18 protein-coding genes are annotated in these 25464 nt (G+C 40.2%); 7 read left to right on the plus strand and 11 right to left on the minus strand.

Annotated elements, in window-relative coordinates; translation table 11 throughout:
- The first annotated feature begins 522 nt into the window (after window positions 1–522).
- Complete coding sequence (nhaA, locus tag B2W36_RS17850; protein ID WP_293879300.1) at window positions 523–1710, plus strand: Na+/H+ antiporter NhaA; 1188 nt, start codon at window positions 523–525, stop codon at window positions 1708–1710.
- 200 nt (window positions 1711–1910) lie between these two features.
- Window positions 1911–3137, plus strand: a complete 1227-nt coding sequence (locus B2W36_RS17855) for a DEAD/DEAH box helicase (protein WP_293879298.1) — start codon at window positions 1911–1913, stop codon at window positions 3135–3137.
- Between the two features lie 63 nt (window positions 3138–3200).
- On the opposite strand, the gene B2W36_RS17860 is transcribed toward B2W36_RS17855, so the two are convergent.
- From B2W36_RS17860 to B2W36_RS17905, 10 genes are all read right to left on the minus strand, one after another.
- Window positions 3201–3566, minus strand: a complete 366-nt coding sequence (locus B2W36_RS17860) for a VOC family protein (RefSeq protein WP_293879296.1) — start codon at window positions 3564–3566, stop codon at window positions 3201–3203.
- A gap of 146 nt (window positions 3567–3712) precedes the next feature.
- On the minus strand, window positions 3713–5128 hold the full coding sequence (locus B2W36_RS17865; RefSeq protein ID WP_293889019.1) for an efflux transporter outer membrane subunit: 1416 nt from the start codon (window positions 5126–5128) through the stop codon (window positions 3713–3715).
- A gap of 1 nt (window position 5129) precedes the next feature.
- Complete coding sequence (locus B2W36_RS17870) at window positions 5130–8291, minus strand: efflux RND transporter permease subunit (protein ID WP_293889021.1); 3162 nt, start codon at window positions 8289–8291, stop codon at window positions 5130–5132.
- Between the two features lie 139 nt (window positions 8292–8430).
- A complete protein-coding gene (locus B2W36_RS17875; RefSeq protein ID WP_293879290.1) occupies window positions 8431–9549 on the minus strand; it encodes an efflux RND transporter periplasmic adaptor subunit in 1119 nt (372 codons plus the stop codon).
- A 302-nt stretch (window positions 9550–9851) separates the two neighbouring features.
- Window positions 9852–10604 carry a LytR/AlgR family response regulator transcription factor gene (locus B2W36_RS17880; protein ID WP_209575117.1) on the minus strand — a complete coding sequence of 251 codons (753 nt, stop codon included), beginning with the start codon at window positions 10602–10604 and terminating at the stop codon, window positions 9852–9854.
- An 8-nt stretch (window positions 10605–10612) separates the two neighbouring features.
- Entirely contained in the window at window positions 10613–11560 is a 948-nt protein-coding gene (locus B2W36_RS17885) for a sensor histidine kinase (protein ID WP_209574441.1), read from the minus strand.
- 371 nt (window positions 11561–11931) lie between these two features.
- Complete coding sequence (locus tag B2W36_RS17890) at window positions 11932–13377, minus strand: efflux transporter outer membrane subunit (protein ID WP_293879287.1); 1446 nt, start codon at window positions 13375–13377, stop codon at window positions 11932–11934.
- A 6-nt stretch (window positions 13378–13383) separates the two neighbouring features.
- Window positions 13384–16572 carry an efflux RND transporter permease subunit gene (locus B2W36_RS17895; protein WP_293889023.1) on the minus strand — a complete coding sequence of 1063 codons (3189 nt, stop codon included), beginning with the start codon at window positions 16570–16572 and terminating at the stop codon, window positions 13384–13386.
- A 13-nt stretch (window positions 16573–16585) separates the two neighbouring features.
- On the minus strand, window positions 16586–17788 hold the full coding sequence (locus B2W36_RS17900) for an efflux RND transporter periplasmic adaptor subunit (protein WP_293889024.1): 1203 nt from the start codon (window positions 17786–17788) through the stop codon (window positions 16586–16588).
- Between the two features lie 77 nt (window positions 17789–17865).
- On the minus strand, window positions 17866–18465 hold the full coding sequence (locus tag B2W36_RS17905; protein WP_293879284.1) for a TetR/AcrR family transcriptional regulator: 600 nt from the start codon (window positions 18463–18465) through the stop codon (window positions 17866–17868).
- Window positions 18466–18807: 342 nt separating this feature from the next.
- Between B2W36_RS17905 and B2W36_RS17910 the strand changes: the two genes are divergently transcribed.
- The 3 genes from B2W36_RS17910 (at window position 18808) to B2W36_RS17920 (ending at window position 22892) form a co-directional block, all read left to right on the plus strand.
- Window positions 18808–19251, plus strand: a complete 444-nt coding sequence (locus tag B2W36_RS17910; RefSeq protein WP_209574431.1) for a DUF1572 family protein — start codon at window positions 18808–18810, stop codon at window positions 19249–19251.
- A 264-nt stretch (window positions 19252–19515) separates the two neighbouring features.
- Window positions 19516–22071 carry a BamA/TamA family outer membrane protein gene (locus B2W36_RS17915; RefSeq protein WP_293889026.1) on the plus strand — a complete coding sequence of 852 codons (2556 nt, stop codon included), beginning with the start codon at window positions 19516–19518 and terminating at the stop codon, window positions 22069–22071.
- 35 nt (window positions 22072–22106) lie between these two features.
- Window positions 22107–22892 (plus strand): helix-turn-helix domain-containing protein, encoded by a 786-nt coding sequence (locus tag B2W36_RS17920; protein ID WP_209574427.1) that lies wholly within the window; start codon window positions 22107–22109, stop codon window positions 22890–22892.
- Between the two features lie 45 nt (window positions 22893–22937).
- Here B2W36_RS17920 and B2W36_RS17925 read toward each other — a convergent pair whose 3' ends face one another.
- Window positions 22938–23600: a DUF1349 domain-containing protein gene (locus B2W36_RS17925; RefSeq protein WP_209574425.1), complete on the minus strand. Its 663-nt coding sequence runs from the start codon at window positions 23598–23600 to the stop codon at window positions 22938–22940.
- Window positions 23601–23845: 245 nt separating this feature from the next.
- Here B2W36_RS17925 and B2W36_RS17930 point away from each other — a divergent pair, with 245 nt between their 5' ends.
- Window positions 23846–24472 (plus strand): class I SAM-dependent methyltransferase, encoded by a 627-nt coding sequence (locus B2W36_RS17930; RefSeq protein ID WP_293889028.1) that lies wholly within the window; start codon window positions 23846–23848, stop codon window positions 24470–24472.
- Between the two features lie 10 nt (window positions 24473–24482).
- The gene (locus tag B2W36_RS17935) at window positions 24483–25391 is read left to right on the plus strand and encodes an NAD(P)/FAD-dependent oxidoreductase (RefSeq protein WP_293889029.1); all 909 of its coding nucleotides are present in this window, start codon (window positions 24483–24485) and stop codon (window positions 25389–25391) included.
- The last annotated feature ends 73 nt before the right edge of the window (window positions 25392–25464 follow it).

Consider the following 25464-nt stretch of genomic DNA (forward strand, 5'->3'; position numbering starts at 1 on the left):
AGGGGATTTGAGATACATGGGAGGAAATTTAATGAATAAGGGAGATCAAATGATCTCCCTTATTCATTAAATTTCCTCTTTTGCCTCCTGTACAATATATAAACAATGACAATAATAGCGATTATTGCTAAAATAATGTAATGGGAACCTGAATGTTGGGTTTTATCCTCTGTCGTCTGCGCATATGTAAAATTTGCTACGAAAAGAAGCACCATGAAAATCCACTTCTTGCACATAATAAACGGTTTATTAACTATAGTAGCAAGCTAAGTATTTTTTACAACAAAGTCAAATTAATTTGGTAAAATCACTGCGCTTTTTATAAATTTTAATAGATAACACAAACATCTTACCATGATATCTTTTTTATTTCAAGTGCTCGGCTCATTTATTGCTCATAAAATTTAGATAATTACTCGTTAACCCTTTAATAAGAATGTGCATTAATAGGGGGTATATTCCATAAATGGCCGTAAAATCGTATATTGTGAGCCTTTGTGAGCATTTTTTAGATATTCAATCATGTCAAAACTTATCAATTTAACTGTCTTTAGGGAATTCTTAAAATCCAGCTTTGCGGGCGGAATTATCCTTTTTTCTTGTGTTATTCTAGCTTTGATCGTAGCAAATACGCCATTGTATTCTAGTGTAATGAAATTTCTCAATCAGGAGGTAGGTTTTAATAGCGGGCAAATTCATTTAAAATATTCGTGGTTATTGTGGCTCAACGATGGTTTGATGGCTATTTTCTTTTTGTTGGTAGGACTCGAGATAAAGCGCGAAATTGTGGAAGGCGAACTCTCATCCCCTAGTAAGGCAATCCTGCCGATATTAGCTGCAATTGGCGGTGCGCTTCTGCCTGCTATTATTTATTTTGCATTGAACCAGGGCGCCTCGACTGTGCATGGTTGGGGTATCCCCATGGCAACAGACATTGCATTTGCTTTAGCCGTTATCACGCTTCTTGGAAATAAAGTTCCTGCCAGTCTTAAGATCTTTTTGGCTGCTTTGGCCATTGTTGATGACCTACTTGCTATATTGGTGATTGCGATCTTTTATAGCAATGGTATTCATGCGACCTATTTATTTATTGCTATAGGTATCTTTCTATTTTTGATTTTGTTGAATAAATTGGGTGTTAAGGCCATCTGGGCTTACCTAACTCCGGGACTGTTTATATGGTACTTTGTGCACCATTCTGGTATTCATGCTACAATAGCGGGCGTACTAGTAGCCATGACGTTGCCAACAACACCAGACGCGGAAGAATCTCCGCTGGAAAAACTGGAGCATCTGTTGGCCAAGCCTGTCAATTTCATTATCATTCCATTATTTGCTTTTGCAAATACACTGATTCCAATTCATGGCGAAATGATTGGTGGATTGACTTCAAAATTGGGTATTGGTATTATCCTTGGTCTAATCGCTGGTAAATCAATTGGAATATTCTTGATCTGTTTCATTGCTAAAAAACTGAAGATTGCACAATTACCTGAAGGAGCTGGCTGGAAGCAGATTTTTGGTGTAGGATTATTGGGTGGAATAGGTTTTACGATGTCCATCTTTATTTCCATACTTTCTTTTGATGATACCATATTAATTGAGGAAGCAAAGTTTGCCGTGCTGATCGCTTCTTTTTGCGCAGGCTTGCTCGGTTATACTGTTTTGAGTGTCGTGTCATCTGCAAACAAAAATCAAATTACCGATTAATTTCACCTACAAAAATAGTCCTATGTCTGGCTTACAATAATGGGCAGTACAATTGTTTTGTTCAACTTCATCCCTATTTATCCGCGTGGATTAGTCCCATGGCGACGTTGTTTGGAATAAGATAACGAGCTATAGGTATTAATTTTAGACTTTTATGAATTAGATTTAGTAATTTAGGGCACAACAATAAAAACAATACGTTGAGATTTGATGAATTTGGCTTTGTTCCAGCTTTGGGAGAAGGCTTAGAAAGTATGATGTTTGAGGAGGCTACGCCGATCCAAGAACAGACCATCCCGATTATTAAAGAGGGAAAAGATATGATTGCCTGCGCACAGACAGGTACAGGTAAAACAGCGGCTTATATGTTGCCGATCCTCGATGCGATAGCACGGGATTCAAGGGAATCCATTCTTGCTATTATCCTTGTTCCGACCCGGGAGCTTGCTATGCAAATCGATCAGCAAATTATGGGCATGTCTTATTATACAGGTGCAACATCCATAGCCATCTATGGTGGGGGCGACGGTATGGGCTACGAGCAGCAAAAGCGCGCTATACGAGAGGGGGTAAATATCATTGTAGCCACCCCAGGAAGGTTGATAAGCCATCTTACCTCCATGAAGATTGATCTCACTCATTTAAAGCACTTTGTGTTGGATGAAGCCGATAGCATGCTGGATATGGGATTTCAAGACGATATCTTACGTATTGTAAGTTATCTGCCGAAGAAAAAGCAGATGCTTTTGTTCTCAGCAACTATGCCAGTGAAAATCAGGTCCTTTGCCCGAAAAATCCTGCAAGATCCTGTGGAAGTCAATATTGCCATTTCCAAACCTTCGGAAGGAATAGATCAACGTGTATATCTTGTCTATGATCAACAAAAAATGGAGCTCCTGAAATCCATATTGAAGGATCCGAACTATGTATCGGTTATTATTTTTGCATCCCAAAAAACTACGGTCAAACTTCTTGCTCAGGAATTACAGAAGCAAGGAATTGATGCCGAGGGTTTCCATTCGGATCTCGAACAGTCAAAACGGGAAGATATCATGGGCAGATTCCGTTCTCGTCAAGTTCGGGTATTGGTAGGGACCGATGTGATTTCTCGTGGTATCGATGTTGTGGGGATCAGTTTGGTCGTTAATTATGATGTTCCACCAGACCCGGAAGACTATGTTCACCGTATCGGGCGTACCGCTCGGGCAGCGACCACGGGAACCGCTATTACTTTTGTCAATGAGAAAGATCAAAATCGTTTTGCTCAGATTGAGAATTTAATAGGCTACCCGATTGAACAGCTACCATTGCCGGATGGGTTCGAAGTGGGACCTACTTACAACCCTGGCAAAAAAAATCCGCAAAATAAGAAGAAGCGTTTCAGTAGGAATAAAAATAAAAATCATCAGAAAGCTAAAAAGGCTTAGTTTTAAACTATAAAGCACCCCATATCAGAAGAACATGGGGGCTTTATAATGAAATGTATATTTTTATTCTATCGTCCACACGGCTAATTCATATCCATCAGGATCCTGGAACTGAAATCTTTTTCCGCCCGGGAAACTAAAAATATCTTTTAATATCGTGCCGCCGGCACGGATAACCTGATCGCGCGTAACTTGCAGATCGTCTGCATAGATAACGACAAGAATGCTGCCGTTTACTGGGGCGCCGAGCGTAAAGCCACCGTCAACATATTTTCCTCCAAAAGATGTATATTCCGGTCCGTAATCTGTAAACTCCCAACCGAAGCTCTTCGTATAGAATGCTTTGGCACGTTCAAGGTCACTTGATACAAACTCAAGGTATTGGATCTGCTGGTTAACAAATTTGTTTTCAGTATCGGTATTGTTCATAACGGAAATATCTATTTAATGTAATGTATAATAAATTGTTCGATCTATTTTGACGGGTTGGGAATCAAAAGCCAAACCGTTTGATAAATATAAGGCTTTGCTGAAAATGATACGCATTTTTATTTTCAACATGTCTTCTTCACAATTCAATCTGTTCCTCCACCCAGTGCACGGTAAAGATCTATAGTCGCATTTAGCATTTCCCTTTTTACTGTAATCCATTCCAAATCATTTTGAAGGGCGTTGTTTTGCGCATTTATCACTTCCAGATAGTTTGCCATTCCACTTTTGTAAAGCAATGTTGCATCAGTAGTAGCTTTGCCAAGTGCATTTGATTTTGCATGGATGAGCTGAAGTCGCTGTTTTGTGTGTTTAATTTTCGCCAAGGCATCAGAAACTTCTGAAACAGCGACCATAACCGCCTGTTTAAACTGCAAAGCTATCTTCTCACGTTCGATAACCGATATTTCATAGTTTGTTTTTAAAGCACCTTTCTGAAAAATTGGCTGTGCAATATTCCCGGCTATTGTTTTTACGATCGAACCCGGTAGATCAAACCATTTATTAAATTGAATGGAGTTTATCCCAATGGAGGGTGTCAAACTGAGAGAAGGGTACATCGCAGCTTTGGCTAGCCCCATTCTGCTTGTGGCTGCAGCAACGGCGTATTCTGCAGCTCTGACGTCAGGTCTGCGGCTCAAGAGTTCGGCCGGTACTCCTGTGGCAAGTCCATCGCCAACAATGGTATCATCTAAACTTGCTGTACGTCGCATGCGCGCAGGGAAACTTCCGCAAAGAATGCTCAGTGCATTTTCTTCAACTTCCATATTTTGATAGGCTAGGGGAATTAACAATTCAGCAGTTTTCTTCTGTGCTTCTGCTTGCTCTACGGCAAGCGAACTGACCACTGATGAATTGTACTGCAGACGTATCATACGAAGCGTGCTATCGCTCAGTTGAACATTTTTTTGTGCAATCTTAAGCTGCTCATCCAAAGCGATTAGATTATAATAGGACTGGATGACCTGTACAATAATCCGAGTTCTCAAAGCCGATAAGTTTTCCTTTTGGCCAAAAAAGTTAGCCATGGATTCTTCTTTTTGCAATCTTGCCTTTCCCCAGATATCGGCTTCCCAAGAGATTCTGAGCATGGCGCTATAATCGTCCATATAGGGCGTTCCTATAAATTGATCGCTCAGCGAGCCATTTAAGGAGTTGCTCGATAACCAGGTTCTATTCGCTCCAATGCTTAAGTCAGCTGTCGGCAGTAACCCTTTCTTAGACTGTTTGTACGCGAGTGCTAGTTGTTGCATATTGAGAAGTGCAACATTGACGTCTGTATTGTTAGATAATGCTTTCTCAATGAGTGATGTCAACAAGGGATCCTTTACAAATTTGCTCCAGGATAGCTGTAGCGTATCAGACGTCAGGACAACCGCGCTATTTTTAAAATTTTCGGGCAGCACCATCTCTTGACGTGTGTATTTTTCCCCCACGCTGCATGAGGACAATAAAAGGGCGCTGGCTGCGAAAGTTGTTATATAGTTATGAAATTTTTTCATTTTAATCGTTTGTATTTTGTACTGTATTGTCCGTAAGCTTGTTACCCGAAACTTTTTCTTGCAAATATTGGAACACCAGGTACAGTAATGGTATGATGATTACCCCAAGGATAACACCGCTTAACATACCCATTGCTGCTCCTGTACTGATGGAATGGTTACCTGTAGCCGTTCCGCCGGTAGCAAACATCAAGGGTACCATACCCGCAATGAAAGCCAATGAAGTCATCAAGATTGGGCGTAGACGCGCTCTTGCGCCTTCCAAAGCCGAATCAATGAGTGAAGAGCCTGCTCTTCTCCGCTGTAAAGCAAATTCAACAATCAAAATGGCATTTTTCGCCAAAAGACCGATGAGCATGATCAAGCCGACCTGGACGTAAATATTGTTGTCCAGTCCAATAGCACGTGTTCCTAGGAAAGAGCCAATCATACCTGTTGGGATTGATAACAGGACTGCAAGGGGCAATAAATAACTTTCATACTGTGCTGATAGTAAGAAATATACAAATAGTAAGCTTAATGCTAGGATAAGTACGGTTTGATTGCCCGAAGACTTCTCTTCTAAGCTAAGTCCCGTCCATTCGTAGCTATAGTCTCCCGGTAACTTGGTCAATACATTTTTCTCCAATGTTTCCATGATCGCACCATTACTAATACCAGGCGTACTAACCACGTTTATCGTGAGTGAATTGTATAAATTATAACGGGTTACCGATTCAGGGCCATATACTTTACGAAGGGTAACCAAGGTATTCACGGGAACCATTTGGCCAAGATTATTTTTGACAAATATTTCGTTGAAGGCTTCTTTATCAGTTCGATAAATACCGTCTGCTTTTACTGCTATCCGATAGAATTTTCCGAAGCGGTTGAAATTCAATGATTGGTCGCCAGCAAAGTAAGTTTGAACGGACGAAAGCATTTCACTGACATCTACGCCAAGTTGGGCAGCTTTGTCTTCATCTACTTCTAATTCCATCTGTGGATAATCTGCTCTGAACATGGTATAGGCAAGCTGCACCCCTGGTTGTTTCATTATCTGCGCAATAACGGAGTCGGACATTGCTTTCAGCTCTACCGGCGATTTACCAGCTCTGTCCTGCAAAACGAGTTCCGCGCCATTCATCATACCATAACCATCAACAGGAGGGGAGCGAAAGGCCATTGCATTACCTTCTTTGACACTGGATAATTTTTGCGAGATCACTTGGTGAATCTGATCGATATCGTTCATTTCACCACGTTTCTTTTTATCTTTCAGGCGTATAAATCCTGTTGCATAGGCTGCGCTGGAGTTGTTGCCGATCATATTGAATCCAGTAATACTTGTATGGCTTTCAATAGAAGGGATATCGGCAAGTAGTTTTTCGATTTTTTCTACTGCTTTTGTAGTTCGATCAAGTCCCGTTCCTGGGGGCATTTCCAAACTGTATACAACAAAGTTATCATCCTCCATCGGTACAAAACTTTTGGAAGTGCTTGTCATGAGATATCCCGCAACGCCAATTGTAGCCAGGATCAAAAGTGCCGAAATCCATTTTTTCTTTGCCAGGAATTTTAATGAACCAACGTATCGGTTAGTCATGTTCTCGAAGCCAGCGTTAAACGCTTTGAAAAAACGTTGAGAAAATCCTGTTTTTGGGTTCTGCCCATCGTGATTTTCGGCGTGCGTATTTTTAAGCAATAACGCGCAGAGTGCTGGTGTTAAAGTCAAGGCATTGATCGCAGAGATCACAATGGCGATAACAAGGGTGTAGGCAAACTGTTTATAAAACATGCCCGATGAACCTGTCATAAATCCAATGGGAATAAAAACTGCACACATCACCAAGGTAATGGAGATGACAGCTCCTGTGATTTCACTCATGGCACTATGGGTAGCCTGCTTACCGGTTAAATTGGAAGTCTCCATCTTTCCATGTACTGCTTCGACAACGACAATTGCATCATCGACAACGATACCAATGGCGAGTACTAAGGCAAATAACGTCAATATATTGATGGTAAAGCCAAACACCAGCAGGAAGAAAAAAGTACCTACGATAGCTACGGGAACTGCGATTGCTGGAATAACAGTCGACCGTATATCCTGCAGGAACAAAAATACAACGAGGAAAACCAAAATGAAGGCTTCAATCAATGTCGAACGTACTTGTGCCGTACTTTCATCCAAGCGTTCTTTGGTACTGATCAATTTAAAAATCTTGATCCCAGGAGGGAAAGAGCGTTGTGCTATTTCAATCTGTTTATCGATCCCGATCTCAATTTCATTGGCGTTGGAGCCTGATGTCTGGAATATACCAATGGTAACGGTGTTGAGGCCGTTATTTTGCGAATTACCACTATAGCTTATTGATCCAAATTCAATACGTGCGACATCCTTTAAACGAACGATCTGGACGCCATTGTTTTTAACGATAATGTTTTCATACTGTTCCGGAAGGTTCTTTTTCCCTTTATAGCGTATGACATATTCAAGTGGTGCTTTTGATTCTTCCCCTAATTTTCCAGGTGCAGATTCCAAACTTTGTTTGGAAATTGCAGCAATAACCTCTTGTGGTACAAGTCCATAACCCGCCATTTTCTGCGGATTCAACCATACACGCATCGAATAGTCCTTGGAACCAAATACCATAGCCTGCCCGACCCCGGGTACGCGTTTGATTTGTGGGATCAGGTTGATGTTCACATAGTTCTGTAAAAATAGTTCATCATATTTTTTATTATCTTCTGTATAGATATTGAATATCATGATCATACTATTTTGTTGCTTGGAGGTCGTTAATCCCATTCGTACAACTTCTTGTGGTAAGATGGGAGTGGCCTGCTGTACCCTGTTTTGTACATTTACCGCTGCCTGATCTGGATTTACACCTGCTTTAAAGACAACACGTACCGAGAACGTACCGTCATTACTAGCTGTAGACGTAATGTATTCCATATCTTCCACACCATTGATTTGCTCTTCAAGCGGGGTAACTACCGATCTTAATACGGTTTCGCTATTTCCTCCCGGATAGCTTCCGGTAACCTGTACCGTCGGCGGAGCAATATCTGGGAATCGCGTTTGAGGTAGCCTAAACAGACCGATTACCCCTAGTATGACAAATATGATCGATATAACAGTCGCCAAAACTGGCCTGTCAATAAACTTTTTTAGCATTTTAGTTTGAATTTTATAAAGCTTTAAGTACCATTTTTTTTAAAAAGGGAATACTGAATTTGCTGTGCCGGGATTGTTCCAAGGCATACATAAAAAGAAATCTTCAGTGCTCCGTTCTCGTTATGGACGGCGAACCTTGTTACATGTTGGTTTTCTGAGATGGTTTAACCTGCATGCCATCGTTAAGCACGTCAATTCGGTTCATAACGATTTTTTCACCTGTCTTCAGACCAGATTTCAGTAAATAGGCATCGGCGGTATTTCCTGCAATTTCAATCTGCTTCATAGAAACTTTGTTCTTTTCGCCAATAACATAAACGAAGTAGCGGTCTTGAATATCTTTCACAGCGGCCATAGGAATCAATAATACGTTTTCATGCGTTTTTTTTAAGATTACTTTCGCCGATCCACCTGAACGTAGAATTTTTTCAGGATTGATGAAACTTGCTTTCAGTGCCATGCTTCCGGTTGTTCTGTCGATGTTGCCACTGGCTACCTCTACCTTTCCGGCGTGGTTGTAGCGTGTTCCGTCCGCGAGTAATAGTGTTGCTTGCTGATGAGAAGATTTTTTATTTTGATCTTTGATGAAGGCGATGAAGTCGGATTCACTTAATGAAAAATAGACATTTACAGTATTGATCTCTGATAACGTTGTCAATGGTGTCGCATCTGCTGCGGTAATTAAATTTCCGATCCGGTTGGGGATCCGGCCGATATAGCCGCTTACAGGTGCGTTGATCAGCGTAAACTTGGCATTTATCTGAGACGAACCCAGTGCAGCCTGTGCTTGCGCTACCTGTGCTTTTGCTGCGGCATAATTTGCCTCTGCAGTTTTTAATTGTAATTCAGTATACACTTTACCTTCGACAAGTGGTTTAATTTTTTCGATCTCCACTTTAGCGTTTTGTTCGGCTGATAAGGCCGCCTGATAGGCCGCTTTGCTGTTGTTTACCTGTTCGTTGTAGACATCAGCTTTAATTTTGAATAACGCTTGTCCTTTTGATACATAGTCACCTTCTTTGACATAAATTTGTTCCAGATACCCCGTTACCTGCGCTTTGATATCGACGTTAACAGTTCCCTCTAACGAGCCGGGGTACTTTTTTTCGGTTTCAGCCTGGGTCGGAGATAATGTCATAAAGTCAACAGTAACTGCTTGCTCTTGCGGTTGTTCCTGATTGCTTCCACAGGACGATAATAATGTTACTGCTGTAATAAGTGTAAGGAAATGTTTTAAAGTCATCGTTCTTTGTGCCATTTTATCATTGTATAATGAGGCAAAGAAAACAAAACTTCAAAGCCGCTAGGCATAGAAATAGACTGAGACGTTACAATTGCTTACTGAACCGTCAAAGTGATGATCTGAATTTTAAGACCTAAAGCTGTATAGCCTGCTTTTGCTGAAGATAATTACGCGATGGATTAATGTTTGCTCTTCTGCGTAAGGAAAGCTAATTTTTTCTTTCACGCAAAAGAAGGGGATAGGTCAGTTTTGACCATCAAGCAGATGCAGAAAAATAATAGTGTTTGATTGGTCTTAAGTGTATTTTATATCCGCTATCAATAGTCTAACCAATTTTTCAGGAGCTGCGCTTTTTCTCTGCTCACAAGAATTTCCACTTCGTCGTTATTTTTCATTTCTATTTTAAGTTTTCCGTTAAAGTGATTGTGCAATCTCTTGATGGCATCTATGTGCACGATGAATTGTCTATTGGCACGAAAAAATACTTTCGGATTTAATTGCTGTTCGAGTTCTTCCATGGTTTGCGGTACGATTTCGACCGTGCCGCATTTAAGCTGGGCATGGGTAAGTTTAAATTCTGAGTAGAAATATAATACATCTTCCACGAGGATGGTCTTAAAACCGTCTTTGAAAGGGATTAGAAAACGCAAGCGAAAATCTTTCGGATAGATAAAATCCAGTAAACCTTGAAGCGGTTGTTGGTTAATCAGCAGATCTTTCCGATGATCGAGTTTTTGGACGGCATTTTCCAGTTCTATTTTTTCGACAGGTTTGAGCAAGTAATCTATACTATTGAATTTAAAAGCCCTCACCGCATATTCGTCAAATGCAGTCGTAAATATGATTGGGCAGTCTATTTTTATGGTTTCTAAAATTTCAAAGCTTAAACCATCGGATAAGCGAATATCCATCATCACGAGATCCGGAAGCTCGTTACTATTAAACCAGTTGATGCTATCAGCGATATTATCCAATACATCCAAGATAACGATGGATGACTTAATTTCCTTCAAAAGTCGTTTTAAACGATCTGCATTGAGTTTTTCGTCCTCGATGATTAGTACTTTCATTATACTCATTATGCTTGCGCTAAAAGTGGGAGGATTACATTAAATGTTTTTCCATCATTATTAATTTGCAATTTTAAGTTTGAAAGCAAATCGTATCTTTTAATGATGTTTGAAATCCCGATTCCAGATGATTCGGAGACACGCTCAATCGGAATTAATATGTTTTCAACAACAAGTTGATTGTGGGCGTTGGTATATACTTTGATTTTCAGTGGTTTTTTCTTATTTGTCTGGTTATGCTTTAAAGCGTTTTCTACCAATAACTGCAAGGTGAGCGGTGGCAATTGGAAATTGCGTTTGGCAGGGTTAACGTTTATCTCGAAGTTAACTCCATCGCCAAATCGGCTTTTGATAAGAAATATATATGAATTTAGAAAATTGAGCTCTTCTTCGAGTGAGATAATATCTTTTTTAGAATTGACAAGAAGGTAGCGATATATCTTGGAGAAGTTTTCTGCATACTCGTAACCTGATTGCTGGTCTTCGAGAATGATTTCTGATAGTACGCTCAGGTTATTAAATACAAAATGAGGGTCGATTTGTAACTTTAACGATTGAAGTTCTGTTTCTAGAATGACCTGATCGAGCTTAGCGGCACGCATGGATTCATTTTTCCAGTTGGTGATCAAATGACTACCGATATTGATACCCATTATCATGAGCGCAATCAAAACACTAATTGTAATATTTTGTATCATGCCCCTTTTTTCCTCCAACGATGGTGCTATAGTAACATTTTGGGGACCAACGTAATATTTTGAGATGAGGTACTCCAAGAGTAAGTTTATAAATAATACCGTCAAGAGATTGATGACGGTTTCAAGTAGCAGTCGCTCCGTCGGGCTATCTTTCCAAGTTAAAAACTTGTCAAGTTTGTCATGGACAATGATGCTGAATTCGGATATGATAAAGCTGTAGATGATCGTAAAAGTCCACTCCCCGAGTATTTCGAACATGTTTCTTTGAAAATAGCCATTCCAACAACTCGAGAAAGGATCTATAATATATGCGACCAAATAAATGAGCAGAAAGGAAAGAAAGGTGAATATCAGCCTTTTTTTATTTTTACTAATTAGATTATTCTCGTCTTTATAGATCGTTATATCCCGCATTCGTTTAACTTATATTTCTAGGTGAAATCTATACAAATTTTGTAATTTCTTTTAGTATTAGACGACAAATTTCTGCTGAAGCGTATAAAGCCCCTACTGAAATATCAATTTGATGAACTCAGCCGTATATTGTTGTAGCACACAAAAGAGGGGACCCTAGGGTCCCCATCTACCAGATATGTATAAATAAAATTAGAAAATGCTTGTTTAAAGCCTTAATTATTGCTCCATCCACCGCCTAAGGACCGATAAAGATCAACAACAGCAGCAAGCTCCGCTTTTTTCACCTGAGCGAGCTCAAGCTCGCTTTGTAAGATGTTGCTCTGGGCCGTTATTACTTCCAGATAGGTGGCCATTCCAGTTTCAAATAGAAGGTTCGCATGTTTTGTAGCTTCTTTCAACCGGTTGGTTCTATCCAATGTAATCCGTTGTTTTTCTTTCAATTTTTTAATTGAAATTAGCGCGTCGGCTACTTCCCCAGCAGCTGAGATTACTTTTTGCTTGAAAATCAAGACGTTCTTTTCTTGTTCAACACGTGCCAGTTCATACTGGGTTTTCAGTTCCTTACGCTGAAAAATCGGCTGTGTAATACTTCCTGTAATTGCACCGAATAACGACGCAGGTAAGTTAAACCAATTGCTTGCCTTGAATGCATTTACACCAGCTTCAGCACTAATGACCAAAGAAGGATACATCCGCGCTTTTGCGTATTGCTGATAAGCCTGTGAAGCCGTGATAGCTAGTTCCGCTTGTTTGACATCGGGACGATGACTTAACAAATCGGCTGGGATACCCGTTGCTAAGTCTTCAGGAAATTGAATGTTCGACAATTTCTCCGTTAATTGAATCTCCTGTGGAAGTTTTCCACTAAGAGTCTGAATAGCATTTTCCTGAATATGGATCTGTTGTTCAAAGTCAGGAATTAAGGCGGCGGCGGCCAATCGCTGCGCATCCACTTGTTCCAAAGCAAGCAGGGTAATGTCACCGACTTCATATTGCTGCTGCACGATACGTAAGGTTGTATCACTTAATTCCAAGTTTTTTTTGGCGATATCACGCAATTGATAAAGCATAAGAAGTTGATAATAGCCTTGAGCAACTTGTGCAATTAATTGGGTCTGGATTACTTTTTTAGCTTCTTCTGTCTGCAGATAAGAAGCTAAAGCGGCGATATTTTGGTTTTTGATTTTACCCCATATATCGGCTTCCCACGATAAACCTAAGGATGCTGTATAATCCTCCACATGATGTTGGCCTAAAAACTGCCCTAGGCTCAATCCATTCATGCTGTTATTGGACGGATTAGTGCTATTTCCACGGATCTGTAATTGGGCCGTGGGAAGATAGTTTGCCTTTGCTTGTTTGAGGCTCAGTTGAGACGCTTCTATATTTTTCAGTGCCAGTTGCATGTCTAAGTTATGTTGTATAGCACTATCGATCAAGGTTCGTAAGACCTGATCCGTAAAAAAATCACGCCATGGAATAGAGCCTATACTAGTTTCCTGCGGCGCGTTAATCTGCTCGCGGTATTGTTCTGGTAAGTTCGGCGCAAGATGCTGGTTGCTGACCAATTTCTCTGTTTTGCAAGACCATGCGACAAAAGATAAGATCAAAACCGTCAGTAATTTTGCTTTACTATTTGTGTATTTAGATGTTGTCATGATGTACTAATTGTTTGTGTGCACGGGTATTTCCAACGAAGCTTGTTCCAGTTCACGCTGTTTTTGTTGCGGAGCGCGTCCTATTTTCTCTTGTATAAATTGAAAGAAAATAAAGAGTATTGGGATAATAAAAAGACCTAAAACGACTCCAGTAAACATACCGCCCGCAGCGGCAATACTGATAGAGTGATTTCCTTGAGCCGATGGGCCAACAGCAGTCATCATTGGAATCATTCCAACGATAAATGCCAGCGAAGTCATGATAATCGGTCTCAACCGTAACCGTGCTGCTTTCAGTGCTGCACTAGGAATAGATAACCCCTGTTTACGTCCCTGGATAGCAAATTCTACAATTAAAATCGCATTTTTAGCCAATAAACCAATCAACATGACAAGCGCGACTTGTACATAGATATTGTTGGCAATATCAGTGAAGCTAATTGCCGCGAAGACTCCAAATATACCGGTAGGTATAGAGAGAATAACCGCTAATGGAATGATATAACTTTCGTACTGTGCTGCAAGTAGGAAATAAACAAATATCAGACAAAGGATAAAAATCAATGTGGACTGACCTCCAGAGACAATTTCTTCTTTGGTCATGCCTGAAAACTCATAAGTGAACCCAGTAGGCAATTGTTGTTTCGCAACTTCTTCGACCGCACGGATAGCATCTCCCGAACTATATCCTGGTTTTGGTATCGCATTTATTCCAATCGAATTAAATAGGTTGTAACGGGATGCTGTTTCCGGACCATATACACGTTCTAATTTTACTAATGTATTGATGGGAACCATGTCTCCTGATCTGTTTTTTACAAAAATTCCGTCCATCGAAGTTGGTTCACTTCGATCCTTAGCATCGGCTTGCACCATCACACGGTAATACTTTCCAAAGCGATTAAAATCTGAGGCTTGAGCACTACCAAAATAGGCTTGCATGGTCTGTAATATGCTTTTTGTGCTTACGCCAAGTTGTTCTGCTTTAATATCATCCACTTGGAGCTCATACTGTGGATAATCTGCTTTAAAGGTTGTGAAGGCCATCATGATCTCAGGACGTTTCATCAATTCGCCAATGAACTTTTGGCCTATGCCACTGAATTTTCCAAGTTGTCCGCCGGTTCTGTCCTGTAATACCATGTCCAGACCATCTACGTTACTGAATCCTGGGACAGTAGGGAAGGTAAAGACAAAGAAATTTGCGCCTTTTATATTTGCCAAGCGCTGATTGACATCGGTCATAATAGCGTTGATGTCTTTTATCTTACCACGCTCGTCGTGTGGTTTGAGGAGGATAAATGCAACACCTGCAGATGGACTTGTAGATTGTGTCAAAATATTGAATCCGGCAAGTACATTTAACGTTTTGGTAAAATCAGCATGTTGAAGTTGCTTTTCTGCTTCGGCCAATGCTCCTGACGTACGATCTAAAGAAGCACCTGCTGGCATAGACAGCGATATTGCAATGAATCCTTGATCTTCAGATGGAATAAATCCGGTAGGCGTTCTACGAATCATAAAGACGGTCAAAAGCAGGGTAATTGCTAATCCCGAAAATGCAACCCATTTATAACGAATCAAGAAGCGTAGACTACCTAAATAATTTTTTGTCAACCGCTCAAACCCAACATTGAATCCTGCAAAGAAGCGTTCTTTAAAATTAAGTTTTCTGGAACTCGAAAGACCGTGATGTGTTGGTTTTAAGAACAGTGCACATAGCGCTGGACTTAGTGTCAAGGCGTTCACTGCTGAAATAACGATTGCAATCGCTAACGTGAAAGCAAATTGTCGGTAAAACACTCCGGTAGAACCTTCCATAAAGCCGATGGGAAGGAATACGGCAGACATCACCAATGTAATCGAGATAATTGCCCCGGTGATTTCGCTCATGGCAGAGGTTGTCGCTAATTTAGGGGGTAAGTTCTCATGTTCCATCTTGGCGTGCACAGCCTCTACGACTACAATTGCATCATCGACGACAATACCAATGGCAAGGACGAGTGCAAATAAGGTCAGCAGATTGATGGAAAAGCCAAAGAGTTGCATGAAGAAAAATGTTCCCACGATGGCTACGGGGACAGCAATCGCGGGTATTAATGTCGATCTAAAATCCTGAAGAAATAAAAAGACAACTAAAAATACCAGTATAAATGCTTCAACAAGTGTATGCTTAACTTGGTCAATGGATTGATCAAGCGCATCTTTTGTATTGTATAAAACAAGGTATTTGACACCTTTGGGAAAACTCAAAGAGGCTTTTTCCATAAATTCCTGGATTGCAATCTGAATTTCGTTTGCATTTGACCCGGCCAGTTGCATGACTCCAATGTTTAATCCTGCTTTACCGTTGATACGGGTATGACTCGCATACGTATAAGATCCTAACTCTACCCGAGCTACATCTTTTAGTTTTAGTACAGAACCATCGGTATTGGAGCGAATAATAATGTTTTCGTAATCACTAGGTTGATTGAGTTTACCTTTATATTTGATAACAAATTCGAATGCTTCGCGACTGTTCTCGCCGAATTTACCAGGAGCAGCTTCTACGTTTTTATCCTGGATGGCAGCCATTACCTCTTCAGGTGTTAATTTATAGTTCGCCATTTGGTTTGGATTGAGCCATACACGCATGGAGTAGTCTTTGCTACCGCCAAATGGAAGCGCCTGTCCAACCCCCGGTATCCGTTTTAGTTCGGGAATGATATTGATCTGTGCGTAGTTGGTAATAAAGGTCTGATCGTATTTACTCTGATCTTCCGTGTAAAGGTCCAATACCATGATTAAGCTGTTTTGCTGTTTAGCGGTGGTGATACCGGCTTGTACAACTTCAGCTGGCAATTGGCTCGTTGCCTGAGCCACACGATTTTGAACGTTCACGGCCGCTTGATCGGGGTCTGTGCCCAGTTTAAAATATACCGTAATCATTAACGAACCATCATTACTAGCGGTAGAGCTCATATAGCTCATATTTTCCACTCCATTGATGGATTCTTCGAGCGATGGGGCTACGGCGCGTAGCACCGTTTCGGCATTTGCCCCAGGATATAATGCCGTTACTTGCACCGCCGGCGGTGCAATATCGGGAAACTGCTGCAAAGGCAGTTTAAGGATACCAATCACTCCCAATATGACAAGTAAAATGGAGATAACGGTAGCAAGTACAGGTCTTTCGATAAATTTCTTAAGCATGTGTTTTCTGTTATTATAATGAGTTGATGCTATCTATAGGTAAAATTTGTGGTGTAATTTTCTGTCCATCCTGAAGCAAGTCGATGCCTTTATAGACAATTCGGTCCCCCGCATTCAGTCCTTTACTTACTAGATAATTTGTGCCACTTTTTCCTATGACCGTAATTGGCTGTTGGACCACCTTATTTTCTTTGCTAACCGTATAAACGAATATTTTATCCTGCATTTCAAGGGTAGCAAGCTGCGGTACCAATAATGCTTGGTCATATTTCTTCTGTAGTCTGACGCGTCCGGTGTTTCCGTTGCGTAATACCCCTTCTGGATTAGTAAAAGTTGCACGAAGTGTAATCGCGCCGGTATGTTTATCAAACTGTCCATCGACCATATCTATTTTTCCTTTCTGATCGTAAATTGTCTGATCCGAAAGAATTAGGCTGATGGGAGGTAGGTTGCGAAGCTTTTGTTGTAGATTAATTCCTTCCGTATTGTTTTTGAATGCGATAAAGTCATTTTCTCCCAATGAGAAATAAACATGAAGATCGCTTACATTTGACAATGCTGTAAGAGGCTGTGAGTCTGTTGGGCCCACCAAACTTCCTTGTTTGCGCTGCAACCTGCCGATGTACCCTTCGGCTGAAGCCCGTATTAAAGTGTATCCCACATTTATTTTTGCAGCCTCCACCGCCGATAGCGCTAGTTGTACATTTGCTTTAGCAGCATTACGGGCGCTAATTGCTGTTTTTAGCTGAAAATCCGTCAGTACTTTGGTATTTACCAATTTCGTCTTCTTTTCGACTTCCAACTCAGCATTTTCCAAGGCAGCTCTTGCCGCAAGTAGAGTTGCCTTCGCTTGGTTTAATTGTTCCTGATAAGGGCGGTCGTTGATCTTGAATAGTGCCTGACCTTTACTCACTTTAGCACCTTCATCGATATAAATGTATTCCAAGATCCCCGCTACCTGTGGTCTGATTTCGATATTAGCCGACGCCTCAATAGTGGCAGGATATTCTTGATAAACGGTCTCGTTACCTTTCTCGATCGTGACGACAGGAATGTTAACCGGCTGATAATCAACTGTTTTACTCTTTCCGGTTGAACAGCTATATAGAATGATTACACTCAGCAAATATGAGGTCTTTACGATATTAATTCGTTTAACACTGTTAAGTGTAAGAGCGTAAAGCATTTTAAGACTTGATAATAAATTAGTTTTCATTTGATATTAATAGTTGAAGTTTTGGTGTATTTAACGGTGTTAGATTTTTTAACGTTGTATTTTTTAGTATAAAAAAATTAGTCAGTTAACGAGCGAGTGATACCATAAATGGCATCTTTTAAAACCTCTTGATTGGTTGTGTCACCATTTCCCTGGTTTACCAGATTGATCGAGACTAGTCCATGTATGATCGACCAATAGGTGAAATACTTTCGACAGATCAATTCTTCTGACGGCTCTTTATCTTTCATGATTTCTCGGATGACATCGCTAATAAGTTTTCCATGAGATTCCGCACATTTATATGTTTTTTCAAAACCACAACAGGCAGTTCCTACTCCAAACATTAACTGGTACAATTCCCGTTCTTCAAAAGCAAAATCCCAATAGCTAAACCACATTGCTTCTAATTGTTTCTCGAGATCGGTTTCAGTTGATTTGGCTTTTTTTACTTTTTTGGCTAGTAGGAGATAGCCTTGGCTGGCAAGCTCCATTAAAATAGCATCTTTATTAGCAAAGTACTCATATATCATGGGGGCAGTATACTCAATGATATCTGCAATTTTGCGCATACTTAAAGCCTGCCATCCTTCTTCTTTTACGATTTGGAGCGCAGCATCTAGAATATTGGATCTATTCTCACCTTTGAGCCTTTGTATACGTTCTTTACTACCCATTTTTATGCGTAAACAATTTAACAGTGTTAAGCAAAATTGATATTTTTAATTTTATTTATTGACATCTAAAAGTCATTAAATAAAAATGCATCAATTTGTAAGCTCAATATTGGCATTTTAATCGTTTTAACCAGACCTACCTCTTGTACAGAAAGTGTACACTTATTAGCGTCGCGATCCAATAGGTTACTTGTCCGAACTGCGCTTCGGACCACTAGCTGGTTTAGATTTTGCGATTACTATATGAAGGGAAAGGTTATTCAGTCGATAGCTTCGGCGGCAAAAGTTGATGTGTTGCTATATAAGTTGGTTTTTGGCATAAAATATACTTAAATTTATACTATGCTAACAGAAACTTTAAAAAGCCTTTTCCACCGGGACTTAAACCGACTACGAAATGAAATTTCATTATACAAGAACGAGAGAAATATATGGGTTATTGAAAGTGATATTTCTAATTCAGCAGGTAATTTGTGTTTACATTTGATTGGAAATCTTCAAACCTATATCGGTGCGGAATTAGGAAAGACAGGATATATTAGAGACAGAGCTGCAGAGTTTTCTTTAAAAGATATTCCTCGAACAGTATTGATAGATCAAATAGACGATACGATTGATGTGGTTACCCGTTCCTTGGATCTGTTATCGGAAGAAAACCTTCAAGAGGTGTATCCCATACTTGTGTTTGAGGAAAAAACAACGACTCAGTATTTGCTTGTTCATCTGACTACCCATTTAACTTATCATCTTGGACAAATAAATTATCACCGTCGACTGTTAGATTAATCTGGATAGTAATTCGCTTATTATGCTGCGCCTACTATTCAATTGGCGCATGCAAACCTGTTGTCGCCTTTGGATCTTAGCTGCCGACATCCTTCGAACTGAGCGCCATAAGCTTCACCGAAATAGCCGCATTATTCTAAAAAAGGAACTGAATTTTTTTGATTCCTTGTTTTAAAAGGTGAACTTTATCCCAATTATACATCGAGGCCATCAAACATTCTATCTATATCGACTGTTGATTTCTCGAAGTCCGACGGAGATAGAATGAGAAGAATCTTTACATTAATCGCCTGCTGCTGTATTTTTAATTCACAAGCGCAGCGTATAGACAGTATGACCACGGTTATTGCGCCCGAATATGACCGTGTGGGCTTACTGCATCGATTTTGGCTTGGAGATAGTTACCGTAAATTATACAATACTCCTGTTAAGATGCGGGTGATGAATCTCGGTACGGAGCGAGGTGGACTTCAGATTGTTAAGTTAGGCGGAGGAATGCAGACACAGTCGCTTCGATTGGTAGATTCTATGGGTAGGGAGTGGGTGCTCAGGTCTATACAAAAATATCCTGAACGCAGTCTACCAGAAAGCCTTCGAAAGACATTTGCAAAAGATATTGTACAAGATCAGATTTCGATACATCACCCATTTGGGGCATTGACTGTACCGCCATTTAATAAAGCATTGGATATTCCTTCAGCTTCGCCGGAACTGGTTTTTGTAGGAGATGACCCTGGGTTAGGTGAGTATCGCGAATTCTTTAAAAATAGGGCTTATATGTTTGAGTCTCGTACCCCTTTTGAGGATAAAAAAACAGATAACACGGCAAAGGTCATGCGTAAGGTGTTAGAAGATAATGATACGCAAATTGATCAAAAGCTTACGTTACGCGCCCGGATGCTCGATTTTACGCTTGGTGACTGGGATCGTCATGAAGATAACTGGCGTTGGGATCCTGAAAAGGAAAAAGGTAAAAAGATCTATACTCCTGTCCCTAGGGACAGAGATAAGGTATATTATAAAACATCGGGTGTATTTCCAACATTACTTTCCTATCAATGGTTGAAGGCCCATTTGCAACCATTTAGTCCGCATATCCGTAATGTGCCTCACTGGAATTTTAACGCGAGCACTTTTGATCATTTCTTTCTTACTCATCTTACAGAAGATGAATGGATTGATGAAATACAATTGGTTCAGAAAACATTGACGGATTCGTTAATTCACCAAGCGATGTTAACGATGCCCGATACCATTGTGAAAATGAGTGCCAATGAATTAGAAACAAATATTCGCTCGAGAAGGGACGAACTGATGGAAAGTGGGCTAACTTACTATCGATTTCTTGCGCGTATCGTTGAATTACCATTGTCTTCCAAGTCTGAATTTGTAGATGTTGATTACAATAAAGATGGTTCAGTTACGATTAATATCCACAATAAGAAAAAAGATGGAACCGAAGGGCGGAAATTACTGAAACGGACTTTTTTACCTGATCAGACTAAAGAAGTCCGTATTTATGGCATATCGGGTGCTGATGAATATAAGCTACATGGATCGGGCAAATCGCCTATAAAGATCCGGCTAATTGGTGGTGATGGACAAAATCTGTACCGTACAACTGATAAGTTTGTCAATGGGAGAAAAGTTTACATCTATGATGCGAAAGAGCGAGTACCGGGTACTATGCATGTCGATGATGATATTCATCTCAAGCTGAGCAAAGATACCGCTGTCCATAAGTTTGATTACGAGAATTTTATCTATGATCGTAAAGGGGTCGTTTTTAACCTTAATTATGGAATAGACCGTGGGCTTATTTTTGGACTGGGGTACATGATCGAAAATCAGGGGTTTAGAAAAAAGCCCTATGCTTATCGACACCAGTTTTTGGCTAATTACCTAACTGGTCGAGAATCATTTATGTTTGATTATAAAGGGAATTACAAAGATCTCATTGCGGGGCACGATCTTTATATTCATCTTTCTTCTCTTGGTCCCAAAAACCTGAGTAATTTCTTTGGATATGGGAACAATACTAGTTTTGATAAGTCGGATTCAAAGGGTATTTCCTTTTATCGGAATCGATATGATCTTGTGAGCGGAGACATTTTTCTGGAAAAGTATTTAGACCCTAAATTCAAGGTATTCTATGGATCTTCGTCCGAATATTATACAAGTAAAGAATCGAATAATTTTGGACGTTATTTCGAGGAGTTCAATCAAAAATATCCATTAGAACCGATCTATGGAAATAATTTCTTTACGGGGCTTACTGCCGGGTTAGAATATGATACCCGTGACAATGTTGCTAACCCTAAATCTGGAGTACACCTACATACCAGGTTAGGCTGGAATACAGAAGTTGGAGGCGAAGTACGAAACTATACGAAACTACAGCACGCTATGAGTTTTTATAAAACCATTGCCAACAATTATGTTACTTTTGCTAACCGGGTAGGATTTGATGCTGTATGGGGAAATCCCTATTTTTATCAGCATGCACAAATAGGAGGTGAAATGAGCTTAAGGGGATATAATTCACGGCGATTCACTGGAAAAACAGCTCTTTATAATAATTTTGATATGCGATTAAAATTATTTAGCTATGCTTCTTATATCGTTCCTGGAACAGTGGGAGCAATTGGTTTTTATGATGTCGGAAGGGTATGGATGAGTCACGAAAACTCGAATGACTGGCATATGGGTTATGGAGGTGGGATTTATTTTATGCCCGGCGACCTACTCACAATCCAGGGTGTAGTGGGTTTTAGTAAAGAAGCAACCTTGCCTTATCTACGCGTTGGACTTTCTTTTTAAAGACCTAAAAGGGAGCTTCCTAAGTATGAATTGAAATGAAATCGGAGATCAAAAAAAAATTAGATAAAAATTTCGCGGAGCGTAGGCTGCGGAATAGCAGCGTTGATTTGTCTGTACTAAAACACTATAAGACCTACGCAAAGACTTTTGCCGATATTCATAATGGTATAGCGGTACTGAGTGACCTGACAGCGAACTGGAGTTATACCTACATCGGTAAACTTGCAGAGCGGCTTTACCTTCCCGAAAATGATAAGAAGATTGAAATAAATAGTATTTGGGAGGATTTTCTTCTCGAACGTGTTTATCCTGAAGATTTGGCTGTTAAACATGCTTTGGAGCTTCAGTTTCTCAACTTGGTCAAAAAGATAGATACAGCTGATCGATTCAATTATCAAGCAAACAGTGTCCTTAGGGTCGAGGGGAGGGAGGGGCAAATCATGCAGTTGTCCCATCAGATTTTTTATTTGGACACTCCAGGGCCCGAATTTCCGCAGTTGGCTTTATGCTGTTATACCGTATTGCCAGAAATTGAAACATCCATCAATCTGCGAAATTATATTCTCAATCAAGTAACAGGTGTTGTCTATCACCTGGAAGGTTATGGCGCGAAAACTTCGATTAGTACACGAGAGAAGGAAATTTTAAGCTGTATCAAGGAGGGAATGATTAGCAAGCGAATTGCCGAAAAACTTGGACTAAGTATAAATACAGTAAATCGTCATCGCCAAAATATACTCCAAAAGCTTCGTGTTCGAAATTCATATGAAGCAGTAAGTGTGTTTAATAAGATACAGCAGGATCATACTGAACAGATTTAAGATAACGCCCGTCTATGTGGCTATCTTAGGCGGGCGTCAGTATTCTTAGTTTGAATTATTATCTTTCAGCCATTTACTTCGACGTTGATCTGCAAGATGTTTGATCGTAAAATAATCAAATTTGGCCTCAAACCCATTGCCGTCTGGTGAAGCGGCCATTAAACCAACCATAACAGGATGATTATCCTGTAGCCAGGCATTTCTCATCATAATATACTCCTTGTCATCAAAAGAATAGAAAAATTCAACAGCATCTAATCTGCGTATCGCCTTGATCCAGATGTAGGGGATTTCCTTATCGATCGGAACAATACTCCAATCACTCGTTTTATGGGTAACGACCGTACTTAAATTATATTTTCCGTCCACAAATTCGATTCCCGCTTTTATATAGTTTTCATGATCAATGCGCAGCATAATACCTGCTTGATCGAACCGGGTTTTGTAGTTGGCGGAGATCTTCGCCTTGACTTCAAACTCTCCCCCGCGTAACGTATAGAAAAATGGGGCGTCATCTACTGTAAATCCATAATGGGAGATACGCCAATAATCGCTTTTAGGCGTAACAAGCATCGACAGCGAATTGTTTTTGATACTCCATTCTGTCGGTTCGTTAAACCAAAGCATCCGATCCAATTTTTGTGCGCTAGCCTGTACAGTTAGTAATAGAAGTAACGAAGCTGCTAAAAATGTCCTTATAGTTTTCATGTTTTTGTTTTTGTGATGAAATTGATTTCATCAGCAAAGATATTTAAGCATAGTATAAGTTTTCAATACTGATAAATAACCACGTTTTCAATAATACCCATTGTAATTTATTTGCAATTTAATTGCATTTAGTGTTTTTGCTACATAGTTGCAATAGTAAAAAATATTATCTTCGTAAAGTTGACTTTTAATTCGTTAGTATACCGTAGTGGTATGGCCTACAGGATTGATTTTCAATATTAAACATGATAAGCAACAGCAGTATGGAATTTTGGGAACGTAATTTTGTAGAGAAGCAGGAAATGTGGGGAGATGAAGCCGCACAGTCTACACGTCTTGCGGTGCGCTTCTTTTTGGAGCGCAACATCAAAAATATCTTGATCCCCGGGTTCGGCTACGGTCGCAATGGTCGCCCGTTTTTAGAAAACGGAATAAAAATTACAGGTATTGAGATCTCTAAAACTGCCATTGAACTCGCCCGTAAATCCTTTGGGGCAGATACGGTTATCCATCATGGTTCGGTTAATGAAATGCCCTTTGATCGGCATATATATGACGGTATATTTTGTTATGGGCTTATTCATCTATTGGATGCTGATGAACGCGTTGCGTTAATCCAGCATTGTTTTGACCAATTGGCTGAAGGAGGTTTTATGATTTTTACGACCGTATCAAAGCTAGCAAGCATCTATGGAAAGGGGGAGGCCATAGGCACTGATCGATTTGCAATGTTTGGAGGAGTACATATGTTCTTTTACGATGTTGATTCCATTCATGCCGAATTCGATTTCTATGGATTAATAGAAATTAGGGAAGTGGAGGAAAATTTTCCATTCTACTTCATCATTTGTCAGAAGCGGACTAATAATTAATAATGTATATATGAAAGATGATAGAAGTTTTGAGGTAATTATTATTGGGGGAAGTTATGCCGGGCTTTCTGCAGCGATGGCATTAGGACGATCCTTGCGAAACGTGTTGATTATCGATAGTGGTCTACCTTGTAATAGGCAGACGCCCCACTCCCATAATTTCATCACGCATGATGGCGAAAAGCCGCTGAGTATAGCTAAAAAAGCGAGGGAAGAAGTCCTCAACTACCCCAGTGTCAAGTTTCAGGAGGGACTTGCTGTGGTCGGTACGAAGACCACTGAAGGTTTTGAAATAATTACCGAGAATGGGGAGGTATTTAAGGCTAAAAAGCTCATTTTCGCCACGGGTGTGGAAGATATTATGCCTAGTATACAAGGATTTTCAGCCTGTTGGGGAATTTCGGTTATCCATTGTCCATACTGTCACGGCTATGAATTCCGGAAGGGAAAAACTGCAATTATAGCGAATGGTGAAAGAGCACTTCACCTTGCAGGTTTGGTTCACAATCTATCGTCCGACTTAACACTGCTGACTGCAGGTAGAGCAGGGTTCGATGTCAAGCAGATAGAAAAACTAAATCGACATGGTATTGCTATTATTGAAGAAGAAATCAATAAAATCCAACATAAGAATGGATGGGTTCAGCAAGTTCAATTAAAAGACGGGCGTGAACTTGCCTTCGATGCTGTTTATGCTGCCATTCCTTTCAGACAACACACTACTATTCCTGCTGCCTTAGGTTGTGAAATAACCGAACAGGGGCATATCCAAGTAGATAATTTTCAAAAAACTTCACTCGCAGGAGTATTTGCCTGTGGAGACAACTCCAGTGCGATGCGTTCAGTGGCGAATGCTGTTGCTAAGGGAAATTTAGCTGGAGCAATGGTCAATAAAGAACTTGTCGACGAAGCTTTTTAGTGACTGTACTAATCTGTTTTCGGGCGTTAGTTGTACCTTACTCCCGTCTATTGGCACGTCCTTACCCTAAAGT

Source organism: Sphingobacterium sp. UBA3549 (assembly GCF_002376635.1).
Classification (GTDB): domain Bacteria; phylum Bacteroidota; class Bacteroidia; order Sphingobacteriales; family Sphingobacteriaceae; genus Sphingobacterium.

Excerpts from the sequence above, each read along its gene's own strand:
- nhaA (WP_293879300.1), top strand. The coding sequence starts at position 523 with ATGTCAAAACTTATCAATTTAACTGTCTTTAGGGAATTCTTAAAATCC.
- B2W36_RS17860 (WP_293879296.1), bottom strand. The coding sequence starts at position 3,566 with ATGAACAATACCGATACTGAAAACAAATTTGTTAACCAGCAGATCCAA.
- B2W36_RS17865 (WP_293889019.1), bottom strand. The coding sequence starts at position 5,128 with ATGAAAAAATTTCATAACTATATAACAACTTTCGCAGCCAGCGCCCTT.
- B2W36_RS17870 (WP_293889021.1), bottom strand. The coding sequence starts at position 8,291 with ATGCTAAAAAAGTTTATTGACAGGCCAGTTTTGGCGACTGTTATATCG.
- B2W36_RS17875 (WP_293879290.1), bottom strand. The coding sequence starts at position 9,549 with ATGGCACAAAGAACGATGACTTTAAAACATTTCCTTACACTTATTACA.
- B2W36_RS17880 (WP_209575117.1), bottom strand. The coding sequence starts at position 10,604 with ATGAAAGTACTAATCATCGAGGACGAAAAACTCAATGCAGATCGTTTA.
- B2W36_RS17885 (WP_209574441.1), bottom strand. The coding sequence starts at position 11,560 with ATGTTCGAAATACTCGGGGAGTGGACTTTTACGATCATCTACAGCTTT.
- B2W36_RS17890 (WP_293879287.1), bottom strand. The coding sequence starts at position 13,377 with ATGACAACATCTAAATACACAAATAGTAAAGCAAAATTACTGACGGTT.
- B2W36_RS17895 (WP_293889023.1), bottom strand. The coding sequence starts at position 16,572 with ATGCTTAAGAAATTTATCGAAAGACCTGTACTTGCTACCGTTATCTCC.
- B2W36_RS17900 (WP_293889024.1), bottom strand. The coding sequence starts at position 17,788 with ATGAAAACTAATTTATTATCAAGTCTTAAAATGCTTTACGCTCTTACA.
- B2W36_RS17905 (WP_293879284.1), bottom strand. The coding sequence starts at position 18,465 with ATGGGTAGTAAAGAACGTATACAAAGGCTCAAAGGTGAGAATAGATCC.
- B2W36_RS17910 (WP_209574431.1), top strand. The coding sequence starts at position 18,808 with ATGCTAACAGAAACTTTAAAAAGCCTTTTCCACCGGGACTTAAACCGA.
- B2W36_RS17915 (WP_293889026.1), top strand. The coding sequence starts at position 19,516 with ATGAGAAGAATCTTTACATTAATCGCCTGCTGCTGTATTTTTAATTCA.
- B2W36_RS17920 (WP_209574427.1), top strand. The coding sequence starts at position 22,107 with ATGAAATCGGAGATCAAAAAAAAATTAGATAAAAATTTCGCGGAGCGT.
- B2W36_RS17925 (WP_209574425.1), bottom strand. The coding sequence starts at position 23,600 with ATGAAAACTATAAGGACATTTTTAGCAGCTTCGTTACTTCTATTACTA.
- B2W36_RS17930 (WP_293889028.1), top strand. The coding sequence starts at position 23,846 with ATGATAAGCAACAGCAGTATGGAATTTTGGGAACGTAATTTTGTAGAG.
- B2W36_RS17935 (WP_293889029.1), top strand. The coding sequence starts at position 24,483 with ATGAAAGATGATAGAAGTTTTGAGGTAATTATTATTGGGGGAAGTTAT.